Annotated in this window: 19 protein-coding genes and 3 tRNA genes; 12 read left to right on the top strand and 10 right to left on the bottom strand. The window is 75.7% G+C overall.

The genetic code is table 11. The features are described 5' to 3' along the window. The first annotated feature begins 15 nt into the window (after positions 1-15). The 3 genes from rph to KVT14_RS02655 are packed head-to-tail and all read left to right on the top strand — an operon-like array spanning position 16 to position 3,099. Positions 16-861 carry a ribonuclease PH gene (gene rph, locus KVT14_RS02665; RefSeq protein WP_217614250.1) on the top strand — a complete coding sequence of 282 codons (846 nt, stop codon included), beginning with the start codon at positions 16-18 and terminating at the stop codon, positions 859-861. After that, positions 858-1,490, top strand: coding sequence for an RdgB/HAM1 family non-canonical purine NTP pyrophosphatase (gene rdgB, locus KVT14_RS02660; RefSeq protein ID WP_217614249.1), 633 nt, complete (start codon positions 858-860; stop codon positions 1,488-1,490). The genes rph and rdgB overlap by 4 nt, the downstream gene beginning before the upstream one ends. Beyond that, positions 1,483-3,099 (top strand): ABC-F family ATP-binding cassette domain-containing protein, encoded by a 1,617-nt coding sequence (locus tag KVT14_RS02655; RefSeq protein WP_217614248.1) that lies wholly within the window; start codon positions 1,483-1,485, stop codon positions 3,097-3,099. The genes rdgB and KVT14_RS02655 overlap by 8 nt, the downstream gene beginning before the upstream one ends. A 12-nt stretch (positions 3,100-3,111) precedes the next feature. Here the strand turns inward: KVT14_RS02655 and KVT14_RS02650 are convergent, their stop codons facing one another. Both KVT14_RS02650 and KVT14_RS02645 read right to left on the bottom strand, forming a co-directional pair. Next, positions 3,112-3,804: a Pr6Pr family membrane protein gene (locus KVT14_RS02650; protein ID WP_308160840.1), complete on the bottom strand. Its 693-nt coding sequence runs from the start codon at positions 3,802-3,804 to the stop codon at positions 3,112-3,114. Between the two features lie 10 nt (positions 3,805-3,814). After that, positions 3,815-4,369: an NUDIX hydrolase family protein gene (locus KVT14_RS02645; protein ID WP_147796132.1), complete on the bottom strand. Its 555-nt coding sequence runs from the start codon at positions 4,367-4,369 to the stop codon at positions 3,815-3,817. Between the two features lie 146 nt (positions 4,370-4,515). Between KVT14_RS02645 and trxA the strand changes: the two genes are divergently transcribed. Then, on the top strand, positions 4,516-4,887 hold the full coding sequence (trxA, locus tag KVT14_RS02640) for a thioredoxin (RefSeq protein WP_217614247.1): 372 nt from the start codon (positions 4,516-4,518) through the stop codon (positions 4,885-4,887). A gap of 69 nt (positions 4,888-4,956) precedes the next feature. On the opposite strand, the gene KVT14_RS02635 is transcribed toward trxA, so the two are convergent. The 3 genes from KVT14_RS02635 to bcp all read right to left on the bottom strand — a co-directional run bounded on the left by KVT14_RS02635 (position 4,957) and on the right by bcp (position 7,364). Further along, positions 4,957-6,567, bottom strand: a complete 1,611-nt coding sequence (locus KVT14_RS02635) for a methyl-accepting chemotaxis protein (protein ID WP_254630282.1) — start codon at positions 6,565-6,567, stop codon at positions 4,957-4,959. A gap of 209 nt (positions 6,568-6,776) precedes the next feature. Then, positions 6,777-6,859: transfer RNA gene (locus KVT14_RS02630), tRNA-Leu, on the bottom strand. A 34-nt stretch (positions 6,860-6,893) separates the two neighbouring features. Then, on the bottom strand, positions 6,894-7,364 hold the full coding sequence (gene bcp, locus KVT14_RS02625; RefSeq protein ID WP_217614246.1) for a thioredoxin-dependent thiol peroxidase: 471 nt from the start codon (positions 7,362-7,364) through the stop codon (positions 6,894-6,896). Between the two features lie 133 nt (positions 7,365-7,497). Here bcp and KVT14_RS02620 point away from each other — a divergent pair, with 133 nt between their 5' ends. The 5 genes from KVT14_RS02620 to KVT14_RS02600 all read left to right on the top strand — a co-directional run bounded on the left by KVT14_RS02620 (position 7,498) and on the right by KVT14_RS02600 (position 10,662). Continuing rightward, complete coding sequence (locus tag KVT14_RS02620; RefSeq protein WP_254630288.1) at positions 7,498-7,794, top strand: co-chaperone GroES; 297 nt, start codon at positions 7,498-7,500, stop codon at positions 7,792-7,794. 80 nt (positions 7,795-7,874) lie between these two features. Then, a complete protein-coding gene (locus KVT14_RS02615) occupies positions 7,875-8,195 on the top strand; it encodes a hypothetical protein (protein ID WP_217614244.1) in 321 nt (106 codons plus the stop codon). A 78-nt stretch (positions 8,196-8,273) separates the two neighbouring features. Then, positions 8,274-8,346: transfer RNA gene (locus KVT14_RS02610), tRNA-Lys, on the top strand. A 200-nt stretch (positions 8,347-8,546) separates the two neighbouring features. Further along, a complete protein-coding gene (locus KVT14_RS02605; RefSeq protein WP_217614243.1) occupies positions 8,547-8,918 on the top strand; it encodes an STAS domain-containing protein in 372 nt (123 codons plus the stop codon). 127 nt (positions 8,919-9,045) lie between these two features. Then, positions 9,046-10,662, top strand: coding sequence for a methyl-accepting chemotaxis protein (locus KVT14_RS02600; protein ID WP_217614242.1), 1,617 nt, complete (start codon positions 9,046-9,048; stop codon positions 10,660-10,662). A 120-nt stretch (positions 10,663-10,782) separates the two neighbouring features. Here the strand turns inward: KVT14_RS02600 and KVT14_RS02595 are convergent, their stop codons facing one another. Continuing rightward, entirely contained in the window at positions 10,783-10,995 is a 213-nt protein-coding gene (locus KVT14_RS02595; protein ID WP_217614241.1) for a hypothetical protein, read from the bottom strand. A gap of 229 nt (positions 10,996-11,224) precedes the next feature. Between KVT14_RS02595 and KVT14_RS02590 the strand changes: the two genes are divergently transcribed. Beyond that, the gene (locus tag KVT14_RS02590; protein ID WP_217614240.1) at positions 11,225-12,739 is read left to right on the top strand and encodes an NAD(P)/FAD-dependent oxidoreductase; all 1,515 of its coding nucleotides are present in this window, start codon (positions 11,225-11,227) and stop codon (positions 12,737-12,739) included. Between the two features lie 83 nt (positions 12,740-12,822). Here the strand turns inward: KVT14_RS02590 and KVT14_RS02585 are convergent, their stop codons facing one another. The 3 genes from KVT14_RS02585 to KVT14_RS02575 form a co-directional block, all read right to left on the bottom strand. Continuing rightward, on the bottom strand, positions 12,823-13,824 hold the full coding sequence (locus tag KVT14_RS02585; protein ID WP_217614239.1) for a glycine betaine ABC transporter substrate-binding protein: 1,002 nt from the start codon (positions 13,822-13,824) through the stop codon (positions 12,823-12,825). Positions 13,825-13,968: 144 nt separating this feature from the next. Continuing rightward, a complete protein-coding gene (locus KVT14_RS02580; protein ID WP_217614238.1) occupies positions 13,969-14,745 on the bottom strand; it encodes an ABC transporter permease in 777 nt (258 codons plus the stop codon). 3 nt (positions 14,746-14,748) lie between these two features. Further along, positions 14,749-15,393 carry an ABC transporter permease gene (locus KVT14_RS02575; RefSeq protein ID WP_246855406.1) on the bottom strand — a complete coding sequence of 215 codons (645 nt, stop codon included), beginning with the start codon at positions 15,391-15,393 and terminating at the stop codon, positions 14,749-14,751. Between the two features lie 154 nt (positions 15,394-15,547). On the opposite strand from KVT14_RS02575, the gene KVT14_RS02570 reads away from it, so the two are divergent. Together KVT14_RS02570 and KVT14_RS02565 are read left to right on the top strand one after the other, a co-directional pair. After that, the gene (locus KVT14_RS02570) at positions 15,548-16,597 is read left to right on the top strand and encodes an ABC transporter ATP-binding protein (protein ID WP_217614236.1); all 1,050 of its coding nucleotides are present in this window, start codon (positions 15,548-15,550) and stop codon (positions 16,595-16,597) included. 10 nt (positions 16,598-16,607) lie between these two features. Then, a complete protein-coding gene (locus KVT14_RS02565) occupies positions 16,608-17,525 on the top strand; it encodes a hypothetical protein (protein ID WP_308160839.1) in 918 nt (305 codons plus the stop codon). Positions 17,526-17,670: 145 nt separating this feature from the next. Here the strand turns inward: KVT14_RS02565 and KVT14_RS02560 are convergent. Then, a tRNA-His gene (locus KVT14_RS02560) sits at positions 17,671-17,746 on the bottom strand. Between the last annotated feature and the right edge of the window lie 15 nt (positions 17,747-17,761).

The raw sequence follows: 17,761 nt of genomic DNA, 5'->3' as shown, positions 1-17,761 counted from the left end.
CGTTAGGCTCGGGGGATGACCTCCGACCCCACCGTCACCACCTCCGCCGCGCCCGCGACCGGCCGCGCGGCCGCCCCCCGCGGCGACGGCCGCGCCGTCGACGAGCTCCGCCCGATCTCCATCACCCGCCGCTACCTGGACGCGGGCGAGGGCAGCGTGCTCGTCGAGTTCGGCGGCACCAAGGTGCTGTGCGTGGCGTCGTTCACCGCGGGCGTGCCGCGCTGGCGCAAGGGCTCCGGCGAGGGCTGGGTCACCGCCGAGTACGCGATGCTGCCCCGCGCCACCTCCTCCCGCTCGGACCGCGAGTCGGTGCGCGGCAAGGTCGGCGGCCGGACGCACGAGATCTCCCGGCTCATCGGCCGGTCGCTGCGCGCGATCATCGACGTCGCGGCGCTCGGCGAGAACACGATCGTCCTCGACTGCGACGTGCTGCAGGCCGACGGCGGCACCCGCACCGCGTCCGTGACCGGCGCCTACGTGGCGCTCGCGGACGCCGTCGCGTGGGGCATCGCCCAGGGCTCGGTCGACGCCCGCAAGGTCGTGCTGCGCGACTCGGTGTCGGCCGTGAGCGTCGGCGTCGTCGGCGGCCGGCCGGTGCTGGACCTGCCGTACGAGGAGGACGTGCGCGCGGACACGGACATGAACGTCGTCGTCACCGGGTCGGGCAGCTTCGTCGAGGTGCAGGGCACCGCCGAGCACGCGCCGTTCGACCGCGCCGAGCTCGACTCGCTGCTCGACCTGGCGCTGGTCGGCACGTCGGAGCTGGCGCGCGTGCAGCGCGAGGTGCTGGCGCTGCCGGCCGGGGAGACCGTCACGGTCCGCGGGGGCGCGCAGGCGGCGGGCCCGGCGGTGACCGCGTGACCGGCCCGGCCCGGCTCGTCCTCGCCACCCACAACGCGCACAAGCTCGGCGAGCTCCGCGCGATCCTCGTGCCGGCCCTGCCCGGGCTGGACCCGGACTCGGTGGTCGGCGCGCGCGACGTCGGCGCGCCCGAGCCGGTCGAGGACGGCGTGACGTTCGCGGAGAACGCGCTCATCAAGGCCCGCGCGCTCGCCGCGCACACCGGGCTGCCCGCGGTCGCGGACGACTCCGGCCTGTCCGTGGACGTCCTCGGCGGCGCGCCCGGCATCTTCTCGGCCCGGTGGTCCGGCCGGCACGGCGACGACCGCGCGAACCTCGACCTGCTGCTCGCGCAGCTGTCCGACATCGCGCCGGAGCACCGGGCCGCGCGGTTCACCTGCGCCGCGGCGCTGGTCACGCCGGAGGGCGAGGAGCACGTCGAGCTCGGCCACCTGGTCGGCACGCTGGCGACCGCGCCGCGCGGCGCGCACGGGTTCGGCTACGACCCGATCCTGGTGCCCGCGGGCGGCGACCTGACCTGCGCGGAGCTCGCCCCGGAGGAGAAGAACCGCATCTCGCACCGCGGCCAGGCGTTCCGCGCGCTGGTGCCCGCCGTCGTCGCCGTGCTCGGCCGGGAGCCGCGTGGCTGACGTCCACCTGGTCGCGGACGGCCTGACCTTCGGGTACCCGGGGCGGCCGGTCCTCGACGGCGTCGGCCTGTCCGCGTCCGCGGGCGACCGGGTCGGGGTCGTCGGCGAGAACGGCGCGGGCAAGACGACGCTGCTCCGGCTGCTCGCCGGCGACCTGGCACCCACCGCGGGCGAGGTCCGGCGGTCGGGGTCGGTGTCGGTGGTGCAGCAGGAGCTCGACGTGCCGCCGGGCGCGACGATCGGCGACCTGGTGCGCCGGACCGCGGCCCACGTGCGCGCGGCGGCGGACCGGCTGGACGAGGTCGTCGCGGGCTTCGACCACGAGGGCGGCGACCTGGGGGCGCTGAGCGACGCGATCGCCGCGGTCGACCGGCTCGCCGCCTGGGACGTCGACCGGCGCGTCGACGAGGCGCTCACCCGGTTCGGCGCCCCGCGGGACCCGGAGCGGCGGCTGGACACGCTGAGCGTGGGGGAGGCGTACCGCGCGCGGCTGGCCTGCCACGTCGCGGAGCGCGCCGACGTGCTGCTGCTGGACGAGCCGACGAACCACCTGGACGTCGGCGGCATCGACTACCTGACCGCCCAGCTGCAGCAGTGGCCGGGCGTCGTCGTGATCGTCACGCACGACCGGCGGCTGCTGGACGACGTGATGACCGCGATCCTCGACCTGGACCCGTCGATGGACGGCCGCCCGGTGCTCTACGGGGCGACCCGGTACAGCACCTACCGGTTCGCCAAGGACCAGGCGCTGCGCCGCTGGCGCGCGCGGTACGCCCAGGAGCGCAAGCGCGCGGCGAAGCTCGCCCAGCGGCTCGACGAGTCCTACGAGGGGCTGTCCGACGAGTGGCGCCCGCCCAAGGGCTCGCAGAAGCACCGCCGCGGCACCCGCGCCCGGATCCACGTCAAGGCCGCCGACCGGCTGGTGCAGAAGCTGGAGGCCGAGGCCGTCGAGGTGCCGGTGCCGCCGCCCGCGCTGGCGTTCCCGGACCTGCCGAGCATCCCCGCCGACTACGCGGGCGGGCCGCTGCTCGAGCTGCGCGCGCCGCGCGTTGCGGGCCGGCTGGACCTGCCGGGCGTGCGGGTGGACCTGCCGCCGGCCGGCCGCCTGCTGGTGACCGGGGCGAACGGGGCCGGGAAGTCGACGCTGCTCGGCGCCCTCGCGGGCCGCACCCCGCTCGACCGGGGGCACCGGTCGGTCGCGCTCGGGGTCCGGCTCGGCGTGCTGGTGCAGGACGACGACAGCCCGGCGCGGCTGGCGACCACGGGGTTCGAGGCCGCCGCGCGCCGCGCGCTGGACCTGCTGCGGTCCGGGGCCCTCGACCCGGCGCACGTGCTGCCGGTGGCGGCGCTGGGCCTGCTCGAGGAGGAGGACCTGGACCGGCCGCTCGGCGAGCTGTCCGTCGGGCAGCGGCGGCGGTTCGAGCTCGCGGCCGCGCTGGTGGCCGCCCCCCACGTGCTGCTCCTGGACGAGCCGACCAACCACCTGTCGATCGCCCTGGTCGACGAGCTGACGGAGGCCCTGCGCCTGACGTCGGCGGCGGTGGTCGTCGCGACCCACGACCGCGCGATGCGCGCCGACCTGGCGGACTGGCCGGCGATCGAGCTGTAGCGCGGCCGCGCGTCAGGGTGCGCGCGGCGTGGCCGGCAGGACGCGCTCGAGGAGGCGGACCAGGAGGGCGAGCACCAGGAACGCCACCGCGACCAGCGCCGTGTTGCGCGCGGCCGTCGCCAGCCCCAGGGCGCCGGCGTCGAGGAACGGGTACGGGTACCAGCCCGTCGCCGCCCCGCGGACGAACGTGTACGCGATCCACGCCAGCGGGTAGAGGACCGACCAGGCGACGGTCGCGCCGCCGAACCGCGGGCGCGGGCCGACGAGCAGCCACACCACCCAGGTGCCGACCGGCGTCACGGTGTGCAGCAGGAAGTTCGCCAGGTCGCCCGACGGGGTCAGGTCGACGCCCGCGTCGGCGAGGACCGTGTGGTAGACCACGCCGGTCACGGCGATGCACAGCAGCGCGTCCAGGTGCAGCACGGCCATGACGCGCCCGGTCCGCGCGGGCCGCGCGGCGTGCAGCGCCGACGCGACCAGGACGAGCAGGTTCGACTGGATCGTGAAGTAGGAGAACAGCCGGACCAGCCGCTCGCTGGTCGTCCCGGCGTCGCCGGGGCCCTCGGTGAGCGCGCGGGACACCTCGAGGGCGACGCCGCCGGCGGCCGCCAGCGCGAGCAGCGCGTGCAGCAGGCGGGCGACGGCGAGCCCCGCGGACCCGGCCCGCGCGCCCGGCGCGCCCGGGGTCCGCGCCTCGGCGGTCACGGCCGCCGCCTCAGGGCATCCGGCCGACGTGCGCCATCGCCTGGCGCAGCAGCAGACCCTGACCGCCGTTCATCTCGACCTGCACCTGCTCGCTGCACGCCTCCTCGGGCGTGAGCCAGGCCAGGTCGAGCGCGTCCTGCTGCGGCCGGCAGTCGCCGGTCACGGGCACGACGTAGGCGAGCGACACCGCGTGCTGGCGCGGGTCGTGGTACGGCGTGACGCCCGGGGTGGGGAAGTACTCGGCGACCGTGAACGGCTGCGGCGTCGGCGGGACCTGCGGCAGCGCCACCGGGCCGAGGTCCTTCTCGATGTGCCGGAGCAGGGCGTCGCGCACCCGCTCGTGGTACATCACGCGGCCGGAGACCAGCGCGCGGGACATCACGCCCTCGGGCGTGACCCGCAGCAGCAGGCCGACGGCGACCACGTCGCCGGAGTCGTCGACCCGCACGGGCACGGCGTCGACGTAGAGCAGGGGGAGCGAGCGGCGGGCCGCCGCGATGCCCTCGGGACTCAGCCACCCGGAGGGGCGCTCGGGCTCGCGGGGCAGGTCAGCCGTGTCGGTCACCCGGCAGTTGTACCCCGGTCCGGGGGCCCGGCGACAGCCCGACGCGCGGTGCAGCGCTTCCCCGCGGGCGTGGCCCCGGCCGCCCGGGAATACTGGACCGGGTCCGGGCGCTCTACTGGCGTCACATCGACAACAGGAGGCGACTGATGGCAACGACCGAGCTGACGGCCGACACCATCCAGAAGACCATCACCGAGAACGACATCGTGCTCGTGGACTTCTGGGCGGACTGGTGCGGGCCGTGCAAGCGCTTCGGACCGATCTTCGAGCAGTCGTCGGAGACCCACACCGACGTCGTGCACGCGAAGGTGGACACCGAGGCCGAGCAGCAGCTGGCGGCCGAGCTGCAGATCACGTCGATCCCGACCCTGATGGCCTTCCGCGAGGGCATCCTCGTGTTCAACCAGGCGGGCGCCCTCCCGGCGCCGGCGCTGGAGCAGGTGGTCGACGCGGTCAAGGCGCTGGACATGGACGACGTCCGCGCGCAGATCGAGGCGGCCCGGGCGGCGCAGAGCTGACCCGAGCGCACCGCATCCGACGACGCCCCCGCACGCGAGCAGCGTGCGGGGGCGTCGTCGTGTCCGGGCTCAGTGCCGGAACTGCGCCACCCGGCTCCGCAGGTCGTCGGCCATCCGCGCGAGCTCGGCGATCGACTCGCCCATCCGGCCGAGCTCCTCGGTGCTCCCGGCGGAGGCGTCGGCGACGCCGGTGATGGTGGCGGCGATCTCGCCGGACCCGGCGGCGGCGTCGCCGACCGAGCGGCTCATCTCGGTGGTGGTGGCGGTCTGCTCCTCGACGGCGGACGCGATCGTCGTCTGGTAGTCGTCGATCCGCGCGATGATCGTGCCGATCTCGCCGATGGCGGCGACGGCGCCCTCGGTGTCCGCCTGGATCGTCTCGACGCGGCGCGCGATGTCCTCCGTGGCCTTCGCCGTCTCCTGCGCGAGCTCCTTGACCTCCCCGGCGACGACGGCGAAGCCCTTGCCGGCCTCGCCGGCCCGGGCGGCCTCGATGGTGGCGTTCAGGGCGAGCAGGTTGGTCTGCTCGGCGATGCTCGTGATGACCTTGACGACGTTCCCGATCTCCTGGGACGAGGTGCCCAGGCGGGTGACCTGCTTGTTCGTGCGCGCGGCGGCCTCGGTGGCCTTGCCGGCGACCGCGGCGGCCTCGGCCGCGTTCCGCGCGATCTCCCGGATCGACGCGCCCATCTGCTTCGCGCCCGCGGCGACCGTGTGCACGTCCCGGTTGACCTGCTCGGCCGCGCCTGCGACGACGACGGCCTGCTCCGAGGTGCGGTCGGCGCCCGACACGACCTGGCCCGCCGAGCGCTCCAGCCGGCCCGCGGCGTCGGCCACGGTGCGCGCGGTGCCGTCGATGCCGGAGACCGTCTCGCGGAGCGCGGCGGTCGCGCGGTCCAGCGCGGCGGCGGTGCGGCCGATCTCGTCGGCACCGGTCACCCCGCTGGCCACCGTCAGGTCGCCGCCGGCCAGGGACTGCGCGGCGTCGGCCACCCGGTTCAGGCGGCGGCTGAGGCGGCGGGCCACGACCACGCCGGCCACGGCCGGCACGACGGCCGCCACCCCCAGGGCGATGAACTCCAGGAGGACGGCGCGGTCGCCGGCGCCGGTCGCCTCCCGGGCGGCGTCGGCCGCGGCGGCCGTCTGGGCCTGGATCAGCGCGTCCACGCGCGTGGCGGCGCCCCGGGCCGCGCTGTCGGCGCCCTCGCTGGAGCCCACCAGGTTCTGGTACGTGGTCAGCGCGGTGCGGAGGTCCGCGGCGGCGGTGCCCAGCTCGTCGGTCAGCGCCGGGATCGCCGCGTACTCGTCCAGGGCGCCCAGCGCCGCGCCGACGGCCTCGCCGCGGTCGTCCGCCAGGCCGTCGGCCCGGAACGGGTCGCCCGCGTCGCGGGCCGCGCGCATGTCGGTGCCGATCGACTGCGCGTCGTTCAGGTGCGAGGCCACCTGGCTGGCGAGCGCGAGCCCCGTGACGTGGTCGGAGTACATCCGCTCGGTGCGCTCGGTGCTCTGCCACAGCGTGAGGATCGAGATCCAGCCCAGCAGGCCGGTCATGGCGATCGCCGCCGACACGGTCAGCAGGATCTTGCCGGTGAAGCCGAGCCCCCGCCCGCGGCCCGCGGTGGCCGCGACCGCCGCGGTCGTCCCGTCGTCCCGACCCGTCGCACCCCTGGTCCCGGTCATCCGTCGGCCTCTCGTCGCGTGCGGCGCGGGCGGCGCCCGCGCGGGACACCGTCACGGGGTCCCGTCTCCCCGTCGAGCGGGTGAGACGCGGTCTGAGGGGTCCGCCGAGCGGTCACCCGGACGGGGTGCGCGGCGGCGGGCATCCGGGTGGCCGGCGGGCCGGGCGGGTGACACCCGGCCGGCGCGGCGGCCTGCCCGGTCGCACGGGGTGCGGGAGACGGGATTCGAACCCGCACGCCCTCTCGGGCACCAGGACCTAAACCTGGCGTGGCTGCCGTTTCACCACTCCCGCCGACACCCCGGCGGCGCCGGGGGTCGAGCTCGGCTCAGCCGTCGATGCCGAGGTCGCGCCGCAGCTTGGCGACGTGCCCCGTGGCCTTGACGTTGTACTGCGCGAGCCGGACGGCGCCCTCGGGGTCGACGACGACGGTCGACCGGATGACACCGGTGACGGTCTTGCCGTACAGCGACTTCTCGCCCCAGGCGCCCCACGCCTCGAGCACCTGCTTCTCGGGGTCGGAGACCAGCGGGAAGGTCAGGGCCTCCTCCTGGGCGAACCGGGCGAGCTTCTCCGGGGAGTCGGGGGAGACGCCGACGACCGCGTAGCCGTGCGCCTGCAGGGACGCGAGCGAGTCGCGGAAGTCGCACGCCTGCTTGGTGCAGCCCGGGGTGCCGGCCGCCGGGTAGAAGTACACGACGACGCCCTGGCCGCGCAGGTCCGACAGGGTCAGCGAGCCGCCGTCGGCGGTCGGCAGCGTGAAGTCCGGGGCGGTGTCGCCGACGGCGAGGCGGGGCATGGCGTCTCCTGGCTGGTGGGTGCGGCACCCGCGCGCGGCGGGCGCCGTCAGCGTACGACGGCCGGGCGGTAGCGTCTGCCCCGTGAGTGCACAGCGCCCCGAGAGCCCGACCCGCCCCGAGCTGCCGATCCGGATGCTGAACGACCGGCTGCTCGTCCAGCTCGACGCGGACGCCTCGGAGCGCCGGTCGAGCGCGGGCATCGTGATCCCGGCCACCGCCGCGGTGGGCAAGCGGCTCACCTGGGGCTCCGTCGTCGCCGCGGGCCAGCACGTGCGGCAGGTGGCCGTCGGCGACCGCGTGCTGTTCGACCCCGACGAGCGGGCCGAGGTGGAGCTCGAGGCGCAGACGTACCTGCTGCTCCGGGAGAAGGACGTGCACGCCGTGGCCGAACCGCGCGAGGGCGGCCAGGGCACCGGGCTGTACCTGTAGGGCCCCCTCCACCTGCCGCGGCGGGAGGGTTGTTCGCCCTCGGCGTCACGTGTTGCGTGGTCCGTCCGGACGGTGTTCCCATGAGCGCAGGAACGACCCCGGGGGTGGCCGCGATGGACGACGAGACGCACACGGCCGTGCAGGACGAGCGCGGAGCAGGGGACGACGCGACGGGCGTCGTCATGGATCTACTGGCCGAGCACGTGCCCCTCACGCTGCTCGCCGACCTGGCCGTGGCGGAGCCGCGGTCCGACGCGATCCTCGCGGCCGAAGGGCTGCCCGAGGACGCCTGGTGGGAGGGCGAGGACGAGGGCGGCGACGGACCGCCCGCGGCCCGCCCGCGCGCCGAGGACGACGTCCCCGTCGACCCCGACGCGGCCGGCGGCCCGCGGCCGGCGTGACGTCCGCCACGTCGGGCACCTGAGCGGGGGATCCGATTAGCGTCCGGCGCCACCGGGCTGCTAACGTTTCTCCTCGTTGCGCCATTAGCTCAATTGGCAGAGCAGCTGACTCTTAATCAGCGGGTTCGGGGTTCGAGTCCCTGATGGCGCACTTCAGAAGGCCCCCGACCAGCGGAGACGCTGGGCGGGGGCCTTTCTCGTTCCCGCTTGCCGTGCACCCCGGCGACGCGGCGCCGGTGCGCGCGGGCCGGCCCGGTGCGGTGGTGGCCGCCCGGGGCGCGCCGTCGATCCCGCGCGCCTCGCCCGGCCGTCCTGCCCCCGGCTGCGGTCGGCGGCACGCATACTGGAACCGTGCCGAACACCGCCGCCGCCGACCCGACCCTGCCGCTCCCCGAGCGCGGCCACGTGTGGCTCGACGACGCGGAGCCCGCCCTGCTCCGGATGCGCGGCGAGGTCGACGTCGCCGTGGTGGAGGAGCTGCGCGACCGGCTGGGCGCGGTCAGCGCGCGCGGCACGGACCTCGCGGCGGTGCTGCCGCAGGTGCGGGCGGTCGACATGTCCGAAGTGACGTTCGCCGACTCGTCGGCCGTCGGCCTGCTCGCGGGGCTCGTCATGGCGCTGCAGCCGGAGGGTGCGTCGCTGACGGTGCGGGGGATCGGCCCGACCGTCGAGACGCTGCTCGAGGTGACGGGCCTGCTGCCGCACCTCGCCGTCGAGGGCTGAGCGGGCCACCCCGCGACAAAGGTCCTACCTTTCACCCGTCCGCGCGCTCACCCGCGGCGGGCCCCGTCCGATGGAGTCGGCGGGCCGAGTCGAGGCCCGCCCCCCACCGACGGACGGAGACCTCCGCATGCCCGCACCCGCCGCACCCCCAGCGCCCGACACCGGCCGGCGTCGCCGGCTCGTGACCGACGCCCCCGTGGGCGCCCGCATCGGCGCGGTGCTCGGCCTGCTGGCCGTCGCCGTCGGCGTCGTCGCCGGACTGGGCATCGCCCGGCTCGGCGGCCTCGAGTCGTCGATCGACCGGCTCGGCCGCGAGGCGATCGAGCCGCAGACCTACCTCGTGAACACGCAGCGCTGGTTCCAGGCCAGCCGGGCCCGGGTGCTGGAGTACGGCATGGTGGCGCCGGAGGACCGCGCGAAGATCGTCGACGACCGCGCCGGCTTCGACGCCGACGCGCTGCAGAACGTGGCCGACTACGAGCCCTACGTGCTCGACGACGCCGCGTACGCCGCGCTCGAGGACGCCTACGGCCGCTACCAGGCCGCTGCCGACGCCATCGAGCCCCTGGCCGACGAGAGCGCCACGGCGTACCACGACGCGTACGCGGACCAGGTGCGCGGGATCACGACCGAGATCGGCGACGCGCTCCAGGCGCTGACCGACTCCGTGTCCGCGCACGCGGCGGACGGCGTGGCGGACGCCTCCGCCGACGCGCGGTCGGCGACGGTGCAGATGATCGCGGTCGGCGTGGTGGGCGTCCTGCTCGCCGCGGGCCTCGGGGTGCTGCTGGTGCGGCGGATCGTCCGCGACCTCGCGGCGGTGCAGCGCACGGTGCAGAGCATCGGCGACGGCGACCTCACCGTCTCCGTGCCGCTCGACTCCCGCGACGAGCTCGGCCGGATGGCGGGCTCGCTGAACGAGGCGCAGGGCTCGCTCCGCGCCCTGATGAGCGGCGTGGTGCACACGGCGCAGACGGTGGCGGCGGCCGCGGAGGAGCTGGCCGCCGCGTCGCAGCAGGTCGTGGCGGGCTCGGACGAGACGAGCGCGCAGGCGGGCGTGGTCGCGGCGGCCGCGGAGCAGGTGTCGCGCAACGTGCAGACGGTGGCGGCCGGTGCGGAGCAGATGGGCGCCTCGATCCGGGAGATCGCGCAGAACGCCTCGCAGGCGGCGAAGGTCGCCGGGCAGGCGACGGACGCCGCGGCCGTGACCAACGACCAGGTGGCGCGGCTCGGGGCCTCGTCGCAGGAGATCGGCAACGTGGTGAAGGTGATCACCTCCATCGCGGAGCAGACGAACCTGCTGGCGCTGAACGCGACGATCGAGGCGGCCCGGGCCGGCGAGGCGGGCAAGGGGTTCGCGGTCGTGGCCGGGGAGGTCAAGGAGCTGGCCCAGGAGACCGCGAAGGCGACCGAGGACATCGCGCGCCGGGTCGAGGCGATCCAGGCCGACACCAGCGGCGCGGTCGGGGCGATCGGCGAGATCTCGCACATCATCGCGTCGATCAACGACTACCAGCTGACGATCGCGTCGGCCGTGGAGGAGCAGACGGCGACGACCACGGAGATGTCCCGCTCGGTGGCCGAGGCCGCGACCGGCTCCGGCGAGATCGCGGTGAACATCACCGGGGTGGCGTCCGCCGCGACGCAGTCGTCCCAGACCCTCAACCAGATGGGCTCGGCCGTCGCGGAGCTCGCCCGGATGTCGGAGGACCTGCGCGGCCAGGTGTCGCGGTTCCGGTACTGACTCCCGGCTGCCCACGCCGCCGGGCGGTCCGGAGCTGGGGGCCGGACGCAGCGACCCCCCGTGCGCGCGAGCGGCGTGCACGGGGGGTCGCGGTGCGTGCGGCGGGCGCCGCGTGCGGGGTCAGTCGGCCTGCGCCTTGCGCCGGGCGGCGGCGCGGGCGCGCACGACGTCGGCGATCTGCTGCGCCTGCGCGCTGACGAGGCGGCGGAGGTCGTCGTAGCGGCGGTCGACCTCGGCGTCGGTCGCGTCGCTGTCGCGCGTGGCGATCCACGCGCGCTTGGCGGCGCGGATGTCGGCGTCCGTGATCTCGACGCGCCAGGGGTCCTCGTTCATGAGTACAAGGTCCCACCGCGATCGGCGGAAAGACCGGTTTCTCCCGACTTTCACCCGGCGACGGGGCGGGTGAAGGGCTCAATTCACCTGATAGCCGGTCGATCGCGCCCATCCTTCAAGTGCCGCTGGAGTGAGGGGGTCGCCCGCACGCCGACCTGCCGGAACCGCCCCGCCGGGCCACGATGGAGGCACCGCGGACCGCGGCACCCCGGAGGAACGGAGCGACGACATGACCGAGCGCACCCAGCGGACGGACGGGGACGGCGCCCCCGGCGACACCGTGACGTACGACGTCGTGGTCCTGGGCGCGGGCGCGGTGGGCGAGAACGCCGCCGACCGGGCCGGCCGCCTCGGGCTGTCCGTGCTGGTGGTCGAGCACGAGCTGGTCGGCGGGGAGTGCTCCTACTGGGCGTGCATGCCGTCGAAGGCCCTGCTGCGGCCGGGCGCGGTGCTCGCCGCGGCGCGGGCGGTGCCGGGCGCCGCCGAGCTGGTCCAGGGCACGCTCGACCCCGCCGCCGTGCTGGCCCGGCGCGACGAGTTCACCTCGCACTGGGACGACCACTCCCAGGTGGAGTGGCTGGACTCCGCCGGCATCGCGCTGCTGCGCGGCACCGCGCGGTTCACGGGCCCCAAGGAGCTGCTCGTCGAGAGCGAGGACGGCGACACCCGGGTCATCGCGCGGCACGCGGTGATCGTGTCCACCGGCAGCGAGCCGACGGTGCCCGGCATCCCCGGCCTGGCCGAGGCGCAGCCCTGGACCTCGCGCGAGGCGACCGCGGTCAAGGACGTGCCGTCGAGCCTGGTGGTCCTGGGCGGGGGCGTGGTCGGCGTCGAGATGGCGGTCGCCTACCGCGACCTGGGGGCCGAGGTCACGCTGCTCGTCCGCGGGGACCGGCTGCTCGACAAGGCCGAGCCGTTCGCCGCCGAGGAGGTGGCGGCAGGGCTGCGCGAGCTGGGCGTCGACCTGCGGTTCGGGACGAGCGCCACGCGGGTGGACCGCGACGAGCGCGGGGTGCACCTGACGGTCGAGGGCCCGCAGGGCGCCGACGAGCTGCACGCCGACGAGGTGCTCGTGGCCACCGGCCGGCGGCCACGGACCACCGACCTCGGGCTGGACGTGCTCGGACTGGAGCCCGGCGCGCCGGTCGCCGTCGACGACGCCCTGCAGGCGACCGGGGTCCCGGACGGCTGGCTGTTCGCGGTGGGCGACGTCACCGGGCGCACCGCCACCACGCACCAGGGCAAGTACGACGCCCGGGTCGTGGGCGACGTCGTGTCCGCGCGGTTCTCGGCCGACGTCGCGGAGCCGGGGGAGGGCGCCGCGGAGGCGCGGACCGCCGAGCGGGAGGCCGGGGCCTTCAGCCGGTACCGTGCGTCCGCCGACCACGTGGCGGTGCCGCAGGTGGTGTTCACCCGGCCGGAGGTCGCCTGGGTCGGGCTGGCCGAGCAGCAGGCGCGCGACGCCGGCCTGCGGGTCCGGGCGGTGTCCTACCCGATCGGGTCCGTGGCGGGCGCGTCGGTCGCGGCCGACGGGTACTCCGGCACGGCGCAGGTCGTGATCGACGAGGACCGGGGCGTCCTCGTGGGGGCGACGTTCACCGGGCCGGACGCCGCGGAGCTCCTGCAGGCCGCGACGATCGCGGTGACGGGGGAGGTGCCGCTCGACCGGCTGTGGCACGCCGTCCCGGCGTACCCGACGGTCAGCGAGGTGTGGCTGCGGCTGCTGGAGACCGCCGGGCTCTGAGGGCCGGCGGCCCGGGCGGGGCGCGCACGACGCGAGGGGCGGGACCGTGCGGTCCCGCCCCTCGCGTCGTCGGTCGTGCGGGGTCAGCTCGCGAGCGAGCCGTCGCTCGACAGCACCAGGCCGATCGAGGCCTCGCCCTGGCGGACGGCGTCGCCGATCAGGCCGAAGTCGTAGCTCTTGAACTCGCTCACGGTGATCCCGTAGGTGTCCTCGAGCCCGATCTGGCAGAACGGCCGCTCCGGGCACTCGGCCGGGCCGGCGAGCACCACGCCGCCGGCGCAGGCCTCGGCCAGGTCGGAGAGCGTCGTCACGCCGTGCTCGTCGGCGAACTCGGAGGTCACCGCGAACGCGTTCTGGTCCTGCGCCTCCGACACCGCGCCGAAGGTCAGACCCGCGCCGGTGCCCAGCTCGGTGAGGGCGGCCACGGTGTCGTCCCGGTCGCCGCTCGCGACCGGCTCGGCGTCCGCGCCGTTGGCGGAGGTGTTGAGGAACTCCGCCAGCGTCGCGGCGTACTCCGGGGTGAGCGTGATCTGACCGCTCTGCAGGGCCGGGAGGTAGGTTTCGCGGTTGCCGATGGTCTGGACCTCGGCGGTGTAGCCGGCGGACCGCAGGACGTCGGCGTAGATCTCGGACAGCGTGGCGCTCTCCGAGAAGTTCGCGGCGCCGATGACGACGCTCTTGCCGCTGCCCGCGGCCGCGTCGCTCGCGGCCAGGCCCTCGTCCTCGACGAACTGCTGCGCCGCCTCGGTCGAGGTCTGCCGGTCGATGTCGACGGCCTTGTTCAGCTGGATCAGCTTGTCGGTGTCGAGCGCCGCGGACACGGTGTCGAGCAGCGGGATGAGGTTCGGGTCCGCCTGCGCCGCCGCGGCGTTCACCGCGGGGATGACGTTGTCGGCGTTCTGCAGGCCCTGGTCGTCCTCGAGCACGACCAGCTGGTCGCCCGCGACGGGCTCGCAGACCGTGCCGCCGGAGCCGCCCGCGGAGGTCTCGGCGGTGCCGCCGCCGGAGCCCGGGTCGCCGCAGGCCGCGAGCAGGAGGAGCAGGCCGGCCGCTGCGGCGGGGAGGGTGGTGCGACGTGCGTTCATGTGCGGGTCCTCTGGTCTCGGGTGGGCACACGGTGTGCGGTGCGGCTGGGGCACCGGACGGGTGGGTCGGTGGGCGTCGGGTGGCCGTCGATCATTCGACCGAGGTCGTCCGGGTGCGGCAACCGCTGCGGGCGGTCGTCGCGGTCACGATCGGGTCACGGTCTGCTGGTCGGGGGCGGCGTCGGCGGCCGCGGGGGCCGGGGCGGGGGTGGCAGGGTCGGCGGCGGCGCGGGGCCGGCGGCGACGGAGGCGGCCCGAGGTGGCGCGCATCGGGGCCGGTGTGAGCGCGTGCTGCACCGCGGCGAGCACGCCCTCGACGACGAGGCACAGCCCGGCGACGAGCAGGGCGCCGGCCACCACCTGGCCGTACCGCTGCAGGGCCATGCCCTGGACGATGATCGACCCGAGGCTGGAGCCGCCGACGAGCGCCGCGAGCGGCACCGTGGCGAGCACCTGGGTCGTGGCGGTGCGCAGGCCCGCGCCGACCAGCGGCAGGGCCAGCGGCAGCTCGACCAGCACGAGCGAGCGGCCGCCCGACATCCCGACGCCGCGCGCGGCGTCCCGGACGTCCGCGTCCACCTCCATGAGGCCGGTGAACGTGTTGCTGAGGATGGGCGGCACCGCGAACACCGCGACCGCGAGGACCGTGGCCGTCGCCCCGAACAGGCCGGTCGAGGCGAAGATCGTCAGCAGCGCGAACGTCGGCAGCGCGCGAGAGGTGTTGGCCGCGACCACCGTGACGACGCCGCCGCGGCGCCGGTGGCCGAGCCAGACGCCGAGCGGCAGCGCGACGAGCGCCGCGAGCAGCACGGCGAGCGCGCTGATCCGCAGGTGGTCGGCGCCCAGCGCGAGCACGCCGTCGCGCCCGGTCCAGTTGAGCGGGTCGTTCAGCCAGGTGAAGGCGTCCTGCAGCACGTCCACGGCTCAGGCCTCCCGTCCGCGCCGGGCCCACGGCGTCACCGCGCGGCCGACCAGCCAGAGCAGCAGGTCGAGCACGAGCGCCAGCGCGAGGCAGAGCAGCGTCGCCGTGAGGATCTCGGCGTGGTACTTGTTGTTCCGGAAGCCGCGGAACATGAGCTGGCCCAGGCCCCCGTAGCCGACGACGACGCCGACGGTCACGAGCGCCACCGTGGTGACGGTCGCGAGCCGGACGCCCGCGATGATCGCCGGCACCGCGTTGGGCAGCTCGACGGTGAGCAGCAGGCGCAGCCGGCCGTAGCCGAGGCCGCGCGCGGCGTCCCGGACGCTCTCGTCCACACCGCCCAGGCCGACCAGCACGTTGCGCACCAGCACGAGCAGCGCGTAGACCACCAGGCCGATCAGCACCGGCGTCCGCCCGATCCCGGTCCACGGCACGAGCACCGTGAACAGCGCGAGCGACGGGATCGTGTAGAGCACGCTGCTGGTGCCGACGATCGGGGCGGCGAGCCGCGGTCGCAGGTGCGCGAGCATCCCGAGCGGGACGGCGATCGCGCACGCGATGAGCACCGCCTGCACCGTGAGGCTCGCGTGCTGCTCCAGCGCGCGGGAGATGTCGCCCCAGTTCCGCTGGACGTAGTCCCAGGACAGCCAGGGGTTGGCCGCGGGGTCGCCGGCGGCCGCCGCGATCTGGGCGGCGGTCGTCCCCGGGGTCTCGAGGCTGGTCACCGGCCCGACGCTACCGGGCACCCCCGACACGCGCCCGGTCGGGCGGCTGTCGGTGGGCGCGGGTACGGTCGTCGGCATGGCCACCGCGATCGCGTTCGACCACGTCCGCAAGGCGTACGCCGACGGCACCGTCGCGGTGGGCGACCTGTCGCTCGACGTGCAGGAGCACGAGCTGCTCGCGCTCGTGGGCCCCTCCGGCTGCGGCAAGTCGACGACGCTGCGGATGGCGAACCGCCTGGTCGAGCCCACCTCGGGCCGGATCTTCCTCGACGGCGACGACGTCACCGACGTGGACGCCGTCGCCCTGCGCCGCCGCATCGGCTACGTCATCCAGAACGTCGGGCTGTTCCCGCACCGCACCGTCGAGCAGAACGTCGGCACGGTGCCGCGGCTGCTGGGCTGGGACAAGCGGCGCACCCGGGCCCGCACGGCCGAGCTGCTGGAGCTCGTCGGCCTCGCGCCGGACCGGTACGCCCGGCGCTACCCGCACGAGCTGTCCGGCGGCGAGCGGCAGCGCGTCGGCGTCGCCCGCGCCCTCGCGACGGACCCGCCGGTGCTGCTGATGGACGAGCCGTTCGGCGCGGTCGACCCCGTCGGCCGCCGCCGGCTGCAGGCCGAGTTCCGCCGGATCAAGGACGAGCTCGGGACCACCGTGATGCTCGTCACCCACGACGTCGACGAGGCGGTGCGGCTGGCGGACCGGGTGGCGGTGCTCAGCCGCGGCGGGCACCTCGAGCAGCTGTCCGACCCGGTGCGGCTGCTCGCCGCTCCCGCCAGCCCGGCCGTCGCCGACCTGGTCGGCACGGGGGCGGCGGTCCGGCTGCTCGCGCTGGGTCGCGTCGAGCGGCGCGACCTCGGCCCGGTGACCGGCACCGGCCCCGCCTCCGCGAACGGCCGCGCCCGGGCGGCGACGCTCCACGTGGGCGACCCGCTCGACACCGCGTTCGCCGCGCTGGCGGCCGAGCCGACGGGCCGCGTCCCGGTGCACGAGGGGGAGCAGGTCGTCGGGGAGCTCGACGCGCCCGGCGTGCTCGCCGCGCTGCAGCGGCTGGTCGACGGGGCGCAGGACGCGGTCCCGAGCCCGGCCGCCGGGGAGCCCGAGCCGTCCGCCGGAGCGCGTGGGTAGTCTGCCCAGGGTGACCACTCGCCTCGCCCTCGCCACCTGCGCCGCCCTGCCGGACCTCGACCCCGACGACGCGCCCCTCGTGACGGCGCTGCGGGACCGCGGCCTGGAGGTCGAGACGCCCGTCTGGAACGCCGCCGACGTCGACTGGTCGTCGTACGACGCCGTCGTGGTCCGCTCCACCTGGGACTACACCGAGCACCCGCGCGACTTCCGCTGGTGGACGCAGCGCGTGGCCCAGGCCTCGCGGCTCATCAACCCGGCCCAGGCGCTCACCTGGAACATCGACAAGATCTACCAGCGCGCGATGGAGGCGGCCGGCCTGCCGATCGTCCCGACGATCTGGATGGACCCGGCCCGCAACTTCAACGCCCGCGCGATCCACACCCGGTTCCCGGCCTTCGGTGAGTTCGTGATCAAGCCCACGATCAGCGCCGGCTCCCGCGACACCGGCCGGTACGCCGCGGACGAGACGCCCTCGCGCGCGCTGGCGATCCAGCACGTGAAGCACCTGCTCGACGACGGCCGGCACGTGATGGTGCAGCGCTACCTCAAGCAGGTCGACACGGTCGGCGAGACGGCGCTGGTCTACTTCGACGGCGAGCTGTCGCACGCGGTGCGCAAGGCGCCGCTGCTCGAGGGCCCGTACCGCGCGGGCGACACCGACGGCGTCCTCTACAAGGAGGAGGTCATGACCCCGCGCGACGCCTCGGAGGCGGAGCTCGCCCTCGGGCAGCGGGTCGTCGACGCCCTCCCGCAGCTCCTGCCCGGCCTCGAGCAGCCGCTCGCGTACACCCGGGTCGACCTGATCCCGGACGACGAGGGCAACCCGGTCGTCCTGGAGCTCGAGCTGATCGAGCCGAGCTTCTTCTTCGCGCAGGCGCCGGAGGCGGTCGACCGCTTCGCGGACGCGATCCTGCGCCGCCTCTGACGGTCGACGGCCGGTGAGGTCGTCGGTTGCGCCCGAGGTCGTCGGTTCCGCCGCCCCCGCGGTGGCCGGAACCGACGACCTCGGCGCGCCGAGGCCGCAGCAACGGCGAAGGGCGCCGCTCCCGGGGGAGCGGCGCCCTTCGCGCTGGGGTGGCTAACGGGACTTGAACCCGCGACCTCCTGGACCACAACCAGGCGCTCTACCACCTGAGCTATAGCCACCACGACCCCGGAGCT

It is taken from the genome of Cellulomonas sp. GbtcB1 (assembly GCF_019091725.1).
GTDB lineage: Bacteria > Actinomycetota > Actinomycetes > Actinomycetales > Cellulomonadaceae > Cellulomonas.
Note: the sequence above shows the minus strand (reverse complement) of the source record. Positions and strands in the feature narration are given on the sequence as shown.

What these genes read in the sequence shown, in the direction of transcription:
- rph (WP_217614250.1), top strand. Translation starts at nt 16, where the DNA reads ATGACCTCCGACCCCACCGTCACCACCTCCGCCGCGCCCGCGACCGGC.
- trxA (WP_217614247.1), top strand. Translation starts at nt 4,516, where the DNA reads ATGGCAACGACCGAGCTGACGGCCGACACCATCCAGAAGACCATCACC.
- KVT14_RS02635 (WP_254630282.1), bottom strand. Translation starts at nt 6,567, where the DNA reads ATGACCGGGACCAGGGGTGCGACGGGTCGGGACGACGGGACGACCGCG.
- bcp (WP_217614246.1), bottom strand. Translation starts at nt 7,364, where the DNA reads ATGCCCCGCCTCGCCGTCGGCGACACCGCCCCGGACTTCACGCTGCCG.
- KVT14_RS02620 (WP_254630288.1), top strand. Translation starts at nt 7,498, where the DNA reads ATGCTGAACGACCGGCTGCTCGTCCAGCTCGACGCGGACGCCTCGGAG.
- KVT14_RS02615 (WP_217614244.1), top strand. Translation starts at nt 7,875, where the DNA reads ATGAGCGCAGGAACGACCCCGGGGGTGGCCGCGATGGACGACGAGACG.
- KVT14_RS02600 (WP_217614242.1), top strand. Translation starts at nt 9,046, where the DNA reads ATGCCCGCACCCGCCGCACCCCCAGCGCCCGACACCGGCCGGCGTCGC.
- KVT14_RS02595 (WP_217614241.1), bottom strand. Translation starts at nt 10,995, where the DNA reads ATGAACGAGGACCCCTGGCGCGTCGAGATCACGGACGCCGACATCCGC.
- KVT14_RS02590 (WP_217614240.1), top strand. Translation starts at nt 11,225, where the DNA reads ATGACCGAGCGCACCCAGCGGACGGACGGGGACGGCGCCCCCGGCGAC.
- KVT14_RS02585 (WP_217614239.1), bottom strand. Translation starts at nt 13,824, where the DNA reads ATGAACGCACGTCGCACCACCCTCCCCGCCGCAGCGGCCGGCCTGCTC.
- KVT14_RS02570 (WP_217614236.1), top strand. Translation starts at nt 15,548, where the DNA reads ATGGCCACCGCGATCGCGTTCGACCACGTCCGCAAGGCGTACGCCGAC.